General features: G+C 60.6%; 13 protein-coding genes. 10 read left to right on the top strand and 3 right to left on the bottom strand.

Translation table 11 applies throughout. From position 1 onward, the window contains the following. Positions 1 to 337: 337 nt before the first annotated feature. A complete protein-coding gene (lysA, locus tag AC8GFZ_RS06580; RefSeq protein ID WP_506643534.1) occupies positions 338 to 1612 on the bottom strand; it encodes a diaminopimelate decarboxylase in 1275 nt (424 codons plus the stop codon). Further along, the gene (lptM, locus tag AC8GFZ_RS06575) at positions 1609 to 1836 is read right to left on the bottom strand and encodes an LPS translocon maturation chaperone LptM (RefSeq protein WP_506643532.1); all 228 of its coding nucleotides are present in this window, start codon (positions 1834 to 1836) and stop codon (positions 1609 to 1611) included. Before lptM ends, lysA begins: the two co-directional genes overlap by 4 nt. 35 nt (positions 1837 to 1871) lie before the next feature. On the opposite strand from lptM, the gene cyaY reads away from it, so the two are divergent. After that, positions 1872 to 2201 (top strand): iron donor protein CyaY, encoded by a 330-nt coding sequence (gene cyaY, locus AC8GFZ_RS06570; RefSeq protein ID WP_506643530.1) that lies wholly within the window; start codon positions 1872 to 1874, stop codon positions 2199 to 2201. On the opposite strand, the gene AC8GFZ_RS06565 is transcribed toward cyaY, so the two are convergent. After that, complete coding sequence (locus AC8GFZ_RS06565) at positions 2191 to 4551, bottom strand: penicillin-binding protein 1A (RefSeq protein ID WP_506643528.1); 2361 nt, start codon at positions 4549 to 4551, stop codon at positions 2191 to 2193. The genes cyaY and AC8GFZ_RS06565 overlap by 11 nt on opposite strands. 140 nt (positions 4552 to 4691) lie before the next feature. Between AC8GFZ_RS06565 and pilM the strand changes: the two genes are divergently transcribed. From pilM to AC8GFZ_RS06520, 9 genes are read left to right on the top strand one after another with little or no spacing between them, the layout of a single operon-like run. Further along, positions 4692 to 5303, top strand: a complete 612-nt coding sequence (gene pilM / locus AC8GFZ_RS06560; protein ID WP_506643526.1) for a pilus assembly protein PilM — start codon at positions 4692 to 4694, stop codon at positions 5301 to 5303. Beyond that, positions 5300 to 5950 carry a hypothetical protein gene (locus AC8GFZ_RS06555; RefSeq protein WP_506643524.1) on the top strand — a complete coding sequence of 217 codons (651 nt, stop codon included), beginning with the start codon at positions 5300 to 5302 and terminating at the stop codon, positions 5948 to 5950. Before pilM ends, AC8GFZ_RS06555 begins: the two co-directional genes overlap by 4 nt. A gap of 35 nt (positions 5951 to 5985) precedes the next feature. Continuing rightward, the gene (locus AC8GFZ_RS06550) at positions 5986 to 6924 is read left to right on the top strand and encodes a pilus assembly protein PilP (protein ID WP_506643522.1); all 939 of its coding nucleotides are present in this window, start codon (positions 5986 to 5988) and stop codon (positions 6922 to 6924) included. Next, positions 6921 to 8495: a type IV pilus secretin PilQ gene (locus tag AC8GFZ_RS06545; RefSeq protein ID WP_506643521.1), complete on the top strand. Its 1575-nt coding sequence runs from the start codon at positions 6921 to 6923 to the stop codon at positions 8493 to 8495. The genes AC8GFZ_RS06550 and AC8GFZ_RS06545 overlap by 4 nt, the downstream gene beginning before the upstream one ends. Positions 8496 to 8506: 11 nt before the next feature. Continuing rightward, positions 8507 to 9079: a shikimate kinase gene (locus AC8GFZ_RS06540; protein ID WP_506643519.1), complete on the top strand. Its 573-nt coding sequence runs from the start codon at positions 8507 to 8509 to the stop codon at positions 9077 to 9079. Between the two features lie 9 nt (positions 9080 to 9088). After that, positions 9089 to 10186, top strand: a complete 1098-nt coding sequence (aroB, locus tag AC8GFZ_RS06535; RefSeq protein ID WP_506643517.1) for a 3-dehydroquinate synthase — start codon at positions 9089 to 9091, stop codon at positions 10184 to 10186. After that, positions 10183 to 11418: a deoxyguanosinetriphosphate triphosphohydrolase gene (locus AC8GFZ_RS06530; protein WP_506643515.1), complete on the top strand. Its 1236-nt coding sequence runs from the start codon at positions 10183 to 10185 to the stop codon at positions 11416 to 11418. Before aroB ends, AC8GFZ_RS06530 begins: the two co-directional genes overlap by 4 nt. Next, positions 11415 to 12665 (top strand): MFS transporter, encoded by a 1251-nt coding sequence (locus AC8GFZ_RS06525; protein ID WP_506643513.1) that lies wholly within the window; start codon positions 11415 to 11417, stop codon positions 12663 to 12665. Before AC8GFZ_RS06530 ends, AC8GFZ_RS06525 begins: the two co-directional genes overlap by 4 nt. Beyond that, positions 12658 to 13224 carry a DUF1415 domain-containing protein gene (locus AC8GFZ_RS06520; protein ID WP_506643511.1) on the top strand — a complete coding sequence of 189 codons (567 nt, stop codon included), beginning with the start codon at positions 12658 to 12660 and terminating at the stop codon, positions 13222 to 13224. Before AC8GFZ_RS06525 ends, AC8GFZ_RS06520 begins: the two co-directional genes overlap by 8 nt. The last annotated feature ends 105 nt before the right edge of the window (positions 13225 to 13329 follow it).

Below are 13329 nucleotides of genomic sequence, written 5' to 3'. Positions count from 1 at the left end.
CTGAGTCCGTCCTAGCGGGGTAATTGGGATCAGAGTCCAATTTTTCGGTGTCCATGTTTGCTGAACCCGCCCCGCTGGCGGGCACGCCGTCCTCCGCCAGTCGCTTCGCTCCGATGTTGTCGGGCGGCGCACCCACCATCGGTGCTGCGAAAGTGATTGATGCGCGCCAACAACTTATAAACCCACACCCCATTGAAACCGACACGAGCGGGTGTGCGGGCCGACGACATTGGAGCAAAGCGACTGGAGGAGGCCTGCGTACCCCGAGATGGCAGTTTTATAGGGGTAGTTCACCGCCACTCAAAAAACAATGGCACCCAAAAACCGAAACAGACGTTCAGAGCAAAAGCTCGCCCCGCATTTGATCGGCAAAGGTTTCACGCTCGCGGATGATGTGCACTTTGTCACCATCGACCAACACCTCGGCAGCGCGGCCGCGGGTGTTGTAGTTGCTGGCCATGCTCATGCAATAAGCCCCTGCGGACAACACCGCCAAGTGGTCACCTGCTTGCACCGCCAGCGAGCGGTCGCGACCAATCCAGTCGCCGCTTTCGCACACGGGGCCGACCACGTCGTACACGGTGGCGTCACCTGCGCGCTGCGCCAGCGGGACAATTTGGTGAAACGCTTGGTACATGGCCGGACGCGGTAAATCGTTCATGGCGGCGTCAATGATGCAAAAGTTTTTTTGCTCGCCAGGCTTCAAATACAGCACTTCGGTCAGGCACACACCGGCATTGCCCACCAGCGAACGCCCAGGTTCGATCATCAAGCGACGCCCCCCAAAACCACGCGCATCCAAAAGGGCCAGCAGTTGCGCCCACAGCGCATCGGCCGCAGGTGGCGTGTCGCCGTTGTAATTGATGCCCAAGCCGCCACCAAAGTCGAGGTGGGGGATGGGCACACCCGCGGCTTCGATGGCTTGCACCAAGTCCAGCACTCTGTCGAGGGCGTCTAGGTAAGGTCCTGCACTGGTGATTTGTGAGCCAATGTGGCAGTCAATGCCCACCACCTTCAAGCCGGGCAAGGAGGCGGCGTGTTGGTAGCAGCGCAAAGTGTCTTCGTGGGCAATGCCAAACTTATTGCCCTTGAGCCCAGTGGAAATATAGGGATGGGTTTGCGGGTCCACATTGGGGTTGACGCGTATGCTCACCGGTGCGACCTTGCCGCACGACAGCGCCACTGCGCTCAGCACATCCAACTCGGCTTCGCTCTCGACATTGAAGCAAGCGATACCGGCATCCAATGCTTGGCGCATCTCTGCGCGGGTTTTGCCCACACCCGAAAAAATCACCTTGTCCGCTTGGCCTCCGGCAGCCAGCACACGGCTGAGTTCGCCGCCAGAGACGATGTCAAAGCCGCAGCCCGCTTGGGCGAAGACTTGCAACACACCCAAAGACGAATTGGCTTTCATCGCGTAATGCACCAGCGCATCGCGTCCCGCAAAAGCTTTTTGGTATGGGGCCAAAGCGCCCAGCATGGCGGCCTTGGAATACACAAACAGCGGCGTGCCGTGTTGCGCGGCCAGGTCGCTCAAGCGCACCCCTTCCAACCACAAATGGCCTTGGCGGTGGGACAAATAAGGCGAGCCGGGCAAGTCGGAGGTGGTCATGGTGTTTTGGGGGTGGCCGTTTCGGCGGGTGGGGTGGCTGGTGCGGGGGTGGGTGTGGCTGGCTTGCCCATGCCCGGGATCAGCACTTGGGGAAAGGGGCTGCGCTGTTCGGGTGGGACGTCGTTGGGCAAATACAAAGCACCGCGTTGACCGCAGGCCGAGACCATGGCGGCCACACCGACCGCAAGGACAAACCGTCTGAATAGAATGGGCCTGTGTTTCATTCTGAAATTGTAGCCAGCGCCTGTGGTGCCTTTGTATGACCGATAACGAATTCATGAACCTGGCTGAGGCCTTGCTGCTGTCGGTCGAACAACATTGCGACCGCATCAACGAATCCACCGATGCCGATATCGACAACCAACGCGTGGGTGGCATGGTCACTTTGGTTTTTGCCAACCGCAGTCAAATTGTGATCAACCTGCAAAAGCCTTTGCATGAGGTGTGGTTGGCCGCCCGCAGTGGCGGTTATCACTATCGCCACAACGGTGAGGCCTGGATGGACACCAAGGGCCAAGGCGATTTTTGGGTGCAACTGGGGCAAGATGCCAGTGCACAAGCCGGCCTGCCGCTGAGCTTCAGTTCTTGAACAGGTCGAGGATTCTCTTTTTCTCGTCGGCCGCAGGCAACTCACTGTTGCCCGACTTGTTCTCCATCCCCAAGCCAATGATGCCCGTGGTGCGGGAAAACTCCGTGAAAAACCAGTCGCCGGCTTCATAGACCACGCCAGCTGGCGCGCTCAATTCGGCAATGGGTGCGTTTTTGAGGGCGGTTTGCATGTATTGGATCCACACCGGCAGGCTCAGTCCGCCACCGGTTTCGCGGTCACCCAGTTTGCGCGGCGTGTCGTAACCAATCCAGGTCACCGCCGTCAATGTGGGGTGGTAGCCGGCAAACCATGCGTCCATCGAGTCGTTGGTGGTGCCGGTTTTGCCGTAAATATCGTTGCGCTTCAAGGTTGACTGCGCCTTGGAAGCGGTGCCCGATCGGGTCACCTCTTGCAGCAGACTGCTCATCACAAAGGCATTGCGGGCGCTGATGGCGCGCACCGATTCCTCTTGTTCAATGGGGGTGTAGTCGGAGAGCACTTTGCCCATGGCATCGGTCACCTTGGTGATCAGATAGGGGTTGATGCGAAAACCACCATTGGCAAACACCGAATAACCGGTGGCCATTTGCAACGGGGTGACCGAACCTGCCCCCAGCGCCATGGTCAGGTAGGCGGGGTGGCGTTGGGGGTCAAAGCCAAATTGGGCGATCCAGTTTTGGGCGTTTTGTGGCCCCACGGCTTCCAGCACACGTATCGAGATCATGTTCTTGGACTTGGCCAGTCCCTTGCGCAAGCTCATCGGCCCTTCAAAGGTGCCGTCGTAATTTTTGGGTTCCCAGGCTTGGCTGCCGGTCACGCTGGCGTCGTAAAACAGCGGTGAATCGTTGACCACGGTGGCGGGTGTGAAGCCCTTTTCCAAGGCGGCAGAGTAAATGAAGGGTTTGAAGCTCGACCCCGGCTGGCGCCAGGCTTGGGTCACGTGGTTGAACTTGTTTTTATCGAAGTCAAAGCCACCCACCAAGGCACGGATGGCCCCGTCGCGCGGGTCCAAGGCGACAAACGCACCCTCTACCTCGGGCAATTGGGTGATTTCCCACACAGTGCCTTTGACGATGCGGATCACCGCCCCGGGCCTGAGCTTGATGTTGGGCGGTGCTTTGTCGGCCAAACCCGATTGCACCGGCTTGAGACCTTCACCCGTGACCTCGATCACCTCGCCGTTTTGGCGCACGGCCCGCACCATTTTGGGCGAGGCTTCCAGAACCACAGCGGCCAACAAGTCGCCCTTGTCACCTTGCTCGACCAGGGTGTCATCAATCAGCTCATCGCGTTCGCGCACATTGGCGGGCAGGTCGATGAACTTTTCAGGGCCCCGGTAGTGTTGGCGCTTTTCATAGTCCATGATGCCCCTGCGCAAGGCTTGGTAAGCCACTTCTTGATCGGCCGCTCGCACCGTGGTGTAGACCTTCAAACCACGGGTATAGGCGTCGGCCCCGTATTGGGCGAACATCAATGACCGCGCCATCTCGGCCACGTAGTCTGCGTGGTTGCGAAAGCCCAGATTGGCATTGCGCACCTGCAACTCTTCGCCCTTGGCCTGATCGGCTTGTGCCTGGGTGATGAAGCCGTTGTCGAGCATGCGCTCAATGATGTAGAGCTGGCGCGAGCGTGCGCGCTTGGGGTTGTTGATGGGGTTGTAGGCCGATGGGGCTTTGGGCAAGCCCGCCAACATGGCGGCTTCGGCCACGGTGATGGCCTTCAATGGTTTGCCGAAATACGCCTCGCAGGCGGCGGCAAAGCCGTAAGCGCGGTTACCCAAAAAAATCTGATTGAGATAAATCTCAAAAATTTGGTCTTTGGTCAGCAGGTGTTCGAGCTTGAAGGTCAGCAGCAGCTCGTAAATTTTGCGGGTAAAAGTTTTCTCTGAAGTCAGGTAAACATTGCGCGCCACCTGCATGGTGATGGTCGACGCGCCTTGGCTTTTCGCCCGGCCCAAGTTGGCCAAGCTGGCGCGCACCAAACCAATGTAATCGACCCCACCATGGTGATAAAAGCGGGCATCTTCAATGGCCAAGACCGCGTCCTTCATGACCTGCGGTATGTCTTTGAACTCGGTGTAATTGCGCCGTTCTTCGCCAAACTCGCCAATCAAAGTGCCCTCGACCGAGTACACCCGCATGGACAGCTTGGGTCGGTAATCAGCCAGGTCAGAGATATCGGGCAGTTGGGGGTAGGCCATCGCCAGCGCCAAGGCGACCAGCAGTGACACCGATAAAACACCGGCCACGCTCAAGCCCACCGACCACTTGAGAAAGCCCCATACCAAGGCCCCCAGTTGGGATGGGCTGCTGTCGTTGGCGGGTGCCTCGGGGGGGGACTTGCGGTTCATGGGCGACCGCGCCGGTGTGGCCTGCGCGGTGAAACAAAACGCCGATTATAAAAAATACCACCCGGGCGTGAATCGGGCGGTGGGTGTTGAAACCAAAAGCATTCATGGTTAGGATGTGGTGAAACATCAGGGGGGTGCACATGGCGTGGGGCAAATCCTTCATGCGCGCTGGGCGACAAGCCCTGCTCGGGGTCGACTGGGGCGACGGCTGCTTGAGCTTGGTCGCTGTGGACGGTCACCCGGCCCAAGGCTGGCGGCTGAGTTTGAGCGAGCAAGAAAGCTGGCTGGGTGAGCCCAACCCCAGTGCAGCGTTGGCGCGTGCTTGGCGGCGCAGTGCCAGTCGGGTGCGGCGGGTCGCCGTGGCCGTCCCCGACGACAGTGTGTGGCAACAGGTGATGGTGTTGGATGCGCGCTTGCAAGGCGAGGACTTGCACTTTCAAATTGGCTTGCGCTTGCGCGACCAACTGCCCTGGGATTTGTCTCAAGTGAGCTGGGACTACGCTGGTCACGACACCCATGAAGCACCGCATGCCAATGGCACGTCCTATGCCGTGTGTGCGGTGCCATTGAGCGACTTGCAACCCATGCTGGATTGGGTGCGCGCCGCAGACCTGAAGCCGTGGGTGGTCGATGTGCACGCCCAGGCGTTGCAGCGCTGGAGCGAGCACGCGCAACGTTTGGTGCCTGGTCGGGCCGATGTACAGGCCAGCCCTTTGGCCATGGGGCTGGCATTGCGCCGGTTTGTGGCATGAACCCCATCAACTTATTGCCCCAGCGCGAGCGCCTGTGGCAGCGCCAGCGGCGCTGGTGGCGCCAACGCTGGTCTTGGACCTTGGGGGTGTCCTTGTCTGTGTGGGCAGGTTTGGCCGGGGTGCTGGCTTGGCACCACCAGCATTGGGTGGACGCCAATGCGCATGTGCAGGCCCAAATCGATGCGCAAGCACCCCTGCGCGCTCAGCAACAGCGCTTGCTGCAAGCGCAACGCCAATGGCAAGACGCGCTGCAAGGCATGGAGCACAAGAATGCGGCGATGCAGGAGCCATGGCGCAGTTGGCAAGCCTTGGCCCCAATGGCCGCGCCCCAGGTGCACTGGGAGCGATTGTTTTGGGACGGCCAGACCTTCAGCGCTTCGGGCCAAGTCTTGCAAGCGGCTGTGGCCACCCAGTTGCAAGCCCAATGGCAGCAGCACTTGGGCCCAGGCGTGGTGGTGCAGGCACTGGCCTTGAAAGCCGAGCCCACCCTCGACCCGCAAGGGGTGGCAGACCAGTGGTGGCATGGGGAGTGGCGCTGGCGCTACCCCGCCGCTGGGGAGGAAAAAAAGGCGCCAACTGCCTCAGCGGGTGCCGCACCGCAGCCCCAGGCCGTTGTGCCCGATGTGAAGGAGGGCAAACAGCGATGAACAGCCCGCCACAGCGTCTTGAATGGCCCCATCGCTTGGCAGCATTCAGCTGGGACACCCCTTGGGCCTGGCCTTTGGCCCAACAAGTGGCTGCGCTCACCGCACTGGTTCTGGTGTTGCTGATGGCCTGTGTGGCCACATTGTTGCCCTGGTGGGAGGCCTTGGCAGCATTGCAACAAAGCCATCAAAGTTTGTCCGCCCAATACGAAGCGGGCCAACAGAAGTTGCGCGATCTGCCCGATTTGGAGCAGCGCGTTCAGGCTTTGCGCGAGGCCCACGAACGCCGCCATCGCGACAGCACGGTGGCCCCCTCCCCGTGGATGCAATCGGTGAGTTGGACGCCAGTGTCGGGGCCGACGAATACCAGCGCTGCCCCGCGCTGGCGCGGCCAAACACAAGGCCAGGCCAGCGAGGTGGCCCAGGTGTTGGCCCAAATCGCGGCCACGAATGCCGCTTTGCAGGTTGAATTGATGCGCACCGCCCAAGCCGGTCAGTGGCGGTTGACATGGGAGGTGTGGGCTACACAGCCACCCCTGGGCAGCCGGATTGAGCCCAGCAACCCCAACAAGTGGTACCCCTTGCTCGACGACGCGCCCATGCGCGCCCATTGGCGCGCGCAGTTGCTGGCGCAACCTGGGCGGGTGCAATGGTTGATGCCACAACTCCACCGGCCCGCTGAAGCCTTGGAGGCTTTTGATCTGAGCCAAATGGCCTGGATCGGTTGGTTGGAACAAGGCGATCGGCGCATCGCCCTGGTTAAGGCTGGCTCAGGGGTGCAACGGGTGGCTGTGGGGGGTCACATGGGGCGTCAGCATGGCCGTGTTGAGCACATTGGCACAGATCACCTGGTTTTGCGTGAGGTGAAGCGCAACCCCCAAGGTGGTTGGTCGCCCGTCTTGACCCGTTGGCCCGCCCTGGCCCCAGACGTGCCCAAGGGCTCACCGCCGTCATCTCAAGCAAAGGCACCGCCATGAAAACTTGCGACCCGATCCAGTGCGCCACGCATTCACGCTTTATGCCAGTGACTTTCGGTTGGGTACCGTGGTGGCGTTCAGCAGGACGCTGGTTGGTGCCCTGGGCCATGGTGGGGAGCGTTCTGGGAGAGGCGCTGGCCCAAACGGGAACACGCGAGCAGACTGCGTCGTTTCCCTCAGCAACCACCTCAGCACCACCCACCGACGCCGACAAAGGTTTGCCCCTGTCGATGAATTTTCAAAACATCGAACTGCGCACCGCGCTGCAGGTGATGGCCGACTTCACTGGCTTGAATGTGGTGGTGTCGGACTCGGTCACGGGTCAGGTCACAGTGCGCTTCAAAGACGTGCCCTGGGAATTGGCTTTGGACAGCTTGCTGCAGGCCAAGGGTTTGGCCTACCAACGCCAAGGCTCGGTGTTGTGGGTGGCCACCCAAGCCGAAATCAGTGCGCGTGAAAAGAAAAACCTGGAGGCGCGCCAGGCCATGCAGGCCATTGAGCCGCTGCAAACCCGCGCCTTCGAGCTCAGCTACGCCCGTGCCACCGAGGTGCTGGCCCAGTTGCTGGGCAACACAAGCGCGGCAGTGGGTGCCGCGATGCCTTGGGGACCGTTTGGCTTTTCCCAGAACAACCCTGGTGGCGCATTGGCCAGCCACAGTGGCAACCCGCGCATCTTGAGCGCCCGGGGCAGCGCCATGGCCGAGCCGCGCACCAACCAGTTATTTGTGACCGATGTGTCAGAGCGTTTGCAGCAAGTGGCCCAGATGTTGGCGCGCATTGATGTGCCACTGCGCCAAATCATGATTGAAGCGCGCATCGTGGAAGCCACCGACACCTTCAGCAAGGCCTTGGGTGTGCGCTTGGGTGCCATCGTCGCCGCAGGTGCAACGACAGGGGTGGGCAACAATTTGGGCGCGGTGATCAACAATGCACGGGTCCCTGGCGTGACCGCAGCGGCCACCGATATCACGGGCAGTTTGGTCAATTTGCCAGCAGCGTCCATTGGCGGTGTGACAGCGGCGACGATGGCGGTATCCATTTATGACGCATCCAAAACGCGCTTATTGGGCCTGGAAATTTCCGCATTGGAGTCCGATGGCCAGGGCAAAGTGGTCTCCAGCCCCCGGGTGGTCACGGCCAATCAAACCAAGGCCATCATTGAGCAAGGCACCGAGCTGCCCTACCAAACCGCCACCAGCAGCGGGGCCACATCGATCGCCTTTCGCAAGGCCAACTTGAAGCTCGAAGTCACACCGCACATCGCCCCCAACGGCGGCATCATTTTGGACCTCGATATCAGCAAAGACAGCGTGGGTCAGGCCACCACCGCTGGTTTTGCCATCGACACCAAGCACATCAACACCCAGGTATTGGTGGAAGACGGCGGCACGGTGGTGATTGGCGGCATTTATGAACTCAATGAGACCAGTGGCCGCAATAGAGTGCCTTTTTTGGCCGATATCCCGGGCATGGGCTGGTTGTTCCAAAACAGTTTGCGCGCCACCAAAAAGCAGGAGTTGATGGTGTTCATAAGCCCTAAAATGGTTCATTCCAGTGCACCTGCACGCTGAGAAAGTATCTTTTGTTGGTTTTGGTTGGTCTGCCAGGTTCTGGCAAATCCACGGTGGGCCGTCAACTCGCTCGCCGTCTCGACATCCCTTTTTTGGACTCGGATCATGCGATCGAGCAGCGCTTGGGCTGCTCCATCCGCGAATATTTCGAGCGCCAGGGGGAGGAGCGCTTTCGCGACATCGAAACCGAGGTCTTGGCCCAGTTGGTGCTGCAAGGCCAAGGCGTGTTGTCCACGGGGGGTGGCTCGGTGTTGCGAGAACAAAACCGAGATCTGTTGCGCCAGAACGGCCAGGTGTTTTATCTCTACACCAGCCCGCAAGAGGTGTTTCGCCGTTTGCGCCACGACCGCCATCGGCCATTGCTGCAAGTGGCCGACCCGCTAAAGCGTTTACAAGACCTGTTCGCCTTGCGCGACCCTTTGTACCGAGCCGCCGCCCACCATGTGATCGAAAGCCCTCGGCCTTCAGTGGGTGCGATGGTGCAAGGCGTGCTGCAACATTTGGAGCGCGCGCCCGAATCTGACCCTGCCCCAGGGACCTCTCCCACCCCGACGCTGGCGCCTCCCGCATCACCTTCTCACTGAGCAATTGCCATGGCCCATACCCCGATCGAGACGGTTCACATCCATTTGGGTGACCGCAGCTACCCCATTCTCATCGGTGCGGGCTTGCTGTCGGACCCCGGCACTTGGGCCGACTTGCCCCGCGGCAGCAGCGCGCTGATCGTCACCAACACCACTGTGGCCCCGTTGTATGCGGCGTCAGTGCGGGCGGCATTGGCCCCCTGCTTTGCCCAGGTGCATGTGCTGGCCTTGCCCGATGGCGAGGCGCACAAGGGGTGGGAGGCGTTGAACCAAATTTTCGACCTGTTGCTGGGCATGGCCTGTGACCGACGCACCGTGTTGGTGGCCTTGGGCGGCGGTGTGGTGGGCGACATGACCGGTTTTGCCGCCGCCTGCTACATGCGGGGCGTGCCCTTTGTTCAAGTACCCACCACCTTGTTGGCCCAGGTGGACTCATCGGTGGGCGGAAAAACCGCCATCAACCACCCCTTGGGCAAGAACATGATTGGCGCTTTCTACCAACCTGTGCGGGTGGTGTGCGACCTGGATACCTTGCAGACCTTGCCGGCGCGCGAACTCAGCGCGGGTTTGGCCGAAGTCATCAAATACGGCCCGATTGCGGACATGGCTTTCCTGGATTGGATCGAAACCCACTTGGACGCTTTGTTGGCCCGCGACCCAGCCCCTTTGGCCTGGGCGGTTCAGCGCAGTTGCCAAATCAAGGCCGAGGTGGTGGGCCAAGACGAGCGTGAAGGGGGCTTGCGCGCCATCCTCAACTTTGGCCATACCTTTGGCCATGCCATCGAAGCCGGTTTGGGTTTTGGCGAGTGGTTGCATGGCGAGGCCGTGGGTTGTGGGATGGTGATGGCCGCCCATTTGTCTCAGCGCCTGGGCCTGGTGGATGTGGCCTTTGTGCAGCGCTTGACCCAGGTGATCGAACGCGCGGGCTTGCCCATCGTGGGGCCCGCCTTGGGCGTGGAAACCTATTTGCACCACATGCGGGTGGACAAGAAGGCCCAGGCCGGTGACATCCGCTTTGTGCTCATCGACGGGCCAGGGCGCGCTGTGGTGCGGGGTGCACCCGACGCCATGGTGGCTGACGTGTTACTGGCCTGTTGCGCCGCATGAGTTGGTTGGCTGTGCCCTTGCAGGAGGCAACGCATGGCGTGGTCCCATTGGAAAAGGGCGAACACCTGGCCCCCGCACTCAGCGACTTGGCCTGTAACCCGGCGTTGAGCCGGGGCCGGCTTCACCCCCAGCCTGACGCCCCCACCCGCAACGCCTTTCAGCGCGACCGCGACCGCATCGTGCATTCCACTGCCTTCCGCCGCCTGGTCTATAAAACCCAGGTTTTTTTGAACCATGAAGGCGACTTGTTTCGCACCCGCATGACCCATTCACTGGAGGTTGCGCAACTGGCGCGATCCCTGGCGCGGGCTTTGGGGCTGCACGAGGACTTGGTGGAGGCGATTGCGCTGGCGCACGACCTGGGCCACACCCCGTTTGGCCACGCGGGTCAAGACGCATTGCACGATTGCATGGCCGAACACGGCGGCTTTGAGCACAACTTGCAAAGCCTGAGGGTGGTGGATCGGTTGGAGGCGCGCTACCCCGACTTTGACGGCCTCAACCTGTGCTTCGAAACACGCGAGGGCATCCTCAAGCATTGCTCGCTGCACAACGCCCAAGCCATCGAGCGCGAGGAGCCTGATGGTGTGGGCGCCCGTTTTGTGAATCGCACCCAACCCAGCTTGGAGGCGCAGTTGTGCAATTTGGCTGATGAGGTGGCCTACAACGCACACGACATCGACGACGGTGTGCGCTCGGGTTTGATCAGCCTGGAGCAGTTGCAAGATGTGCCTTTGTTCGATGCTTATCGACAAGCCGTCCAACTCGAATACCCGGCTTTATCGCCCAGGCGTTTGCTCTATGAGTCCATCCGGCGAATGCTCAGTGATCAGGTGTATGACGTGATGGCGCACACCCGTGGCTCGATGCAAACGGTGGTGCTGCGCAGCGCCGATGGCGTGCGCCTGTCGCCCCCGGTGGTCGGCTTTGGTGCCGACATGCGCGAGCGCTCCTTGGCGTTGAAGCAGTTTTTGTTTCACAACCTCTACCGACACCCGCAAGTGATGGCCACCACCGATTGGGCGCGCTGCGTGGTGGAGGAGTTGTTTCACAACTACCTGGATCGGCCGCAAGAAATGCCCCCTGAACACCGCGAGCGGGCGAATCGCCATCGGGCAGTGGCCGATTACATTGCCGGTATGACCGATCGTTTTGCCACCCGCGAGCATGCCCGTTTGTGCCCCAACTCGGCCACGGCCATCAACCACCCGATGGCGAGGCCATGGCCATGAGCGGCACAGCCCCAGCCAAGGGATTGAGCCCCGCCACGGTGGTGATTTGGGCCGGCATCAGTGCGGCTTTGCATGTGGGCAAGATCCCGCCGGCCATTCCGCTGCTGCACCTTGAACTGGGATTGAGCCTGATGCAATCGGGTCTGATGCTGTCCATGGTGCAGTTTGCCGGCATGCTGCTGGGCTTGGTGGTGGGCCTGAGCGCCGACCATTGGGGCCTGCGCAAATGCATGCTCATGGGTTTGAGCCTGATGTTTTTTTCCAGTTGCCTCGGTGGTTTGGCCCCCGACGCCACCAGCTTGCTGGTGCTGCGGGGGGTGGAAGGCCTGGGGTTCTTGCTGGTGGTCACACCCGCGCCGGGTTTGATTCGGCAAAACGTGGCGCCTGCTGAGTTGAGCGCGCGCATGGGCGGGTGGGGCACCTACATGTCATTTGGCAGTGCTTTGGGTTTGTTGCTGGGGCCCATCATCATGGGCTTGTGGGGCTGGGCCACGTGGTGGATGTTTGCTGGCGCTGTGTCATTTTTGGCCTGGCTGGCGGTGTGGACGGTGGTACCTCGGCCCTTGTCGCTACCCGCTCCCATGGCCCCCAAAGAAACGCTGGCGGCTGTGGCCGGTTGGCGTGACCGCTTGGTGCGCACCCTCACCACCCCGGGGCCGTGGCTGATTGCGTTCGCGTTTGCGGTTTACACCGGGCAATGGATGTCGGTGATTGGCTTTTTACCCACCATCTACACCCAAAACAACATTTCTTGGGGCATGACGGGCGTGCTCACCGCGCTGGTGGCTTTGGTCAATTTTTCGGGCAATTGGATGTCGGGCCGTTTGCCCCAGCGCGGTTGGAGTGCACGCCAAACCATGGCCACCGGCTATGTGGTGATGGGCTTGGGCGCAGTGGGGGCGTTTTGGGATTGGGGTGGCTTGCAATTGCCCTTTGCTGCCCGCTACGCCTGCGTGGTGTTGTTTTCGGCGGTGGGTGGCCTGATACCCGGCACCTTGTTCGCCTGCGCGGTGCGCTTGGCCCCCAGCGAAGACACCGTCTCCACCACCGTGGGATGGATGCAGCAATGGTCGGCCACCGGCCAATTCATCGGTCCCTTGGTGGTGGCCTGGCTGGCCGGTGCGGTGGGCGGTTGGCAATGGACCTGGGTGGTCACGCTCAGCATGGCCACTTTGGGTCTGGTGCTGGCGCTGCGCATCCAAAAAGCCCTGGAACTCAAAACCTTGGCCGCAACATCCCATGGCTGACCTGGCCGACACCGAGCGCATTGCGATCGAAGACACCCAGGCGTGGCTGACCCGCGCCGTGGTGGGCTTGAACCTGTGCCCCTTTGCCAAAGCGGTGATGGCCAAAGGGCAGGTGCGCTATGTGGTGACCGAACTCACCGAACCCGAGCAGGTGTTGAAGCTGTTGCAAACCGAGATGCAAACCTTGGTCGATACCGACCCCGACACCCTGGACACCACCTTGTTGATTGCGCCCTACCTGCTGCCCGACTTTTTGGATTTCAACGAATTTTTGTTCGATTGCGAAGCGGTGTTGCAGGCCATGGACTTGGAGGGTGTGCTGCAAATTGCAGACTTTCACCCAAACTACCAGTTTGCGGGCACTGCGCCCGAAGATGTGGAAAACCGCACCAACCAATCGCCTTACCCCACGCTGCATTTGCTGCGCGAAGACAGCGTGACCCGCGCGGTTCAGGCCTTTCCTGATGCCGCCTTGATTTATGAGCGCAACACGGCTTTGCTGCGAGAGATGGGTGTGGCGGGGTGGCAGGCTTTGGAAATCAATTCCAGGCTCTATTGATGTGGCTTGACGCATCAAACCAAATGGTCAATGTTGCATAAATAGTACAAATTAACTAATTAAAAGCCATTAAATTTGAATTTTTAATTCAAAGTAATCATTAAA

Source organism: Limnohabitans rimovensis (SeqCode) (assembly GCF_965234775.1).
GTDB classification, from domain to species: domain Bacteria; phylum Pseudomonadota; class Gammaproteobacteria; order Burkholderiales; family Burkholderiaceae_C; genus Limnohabitans; species Limnohabitans rimovensis.
This window is presented reverse-complemented; position numbering and strand designations above follow the sequence as displayed.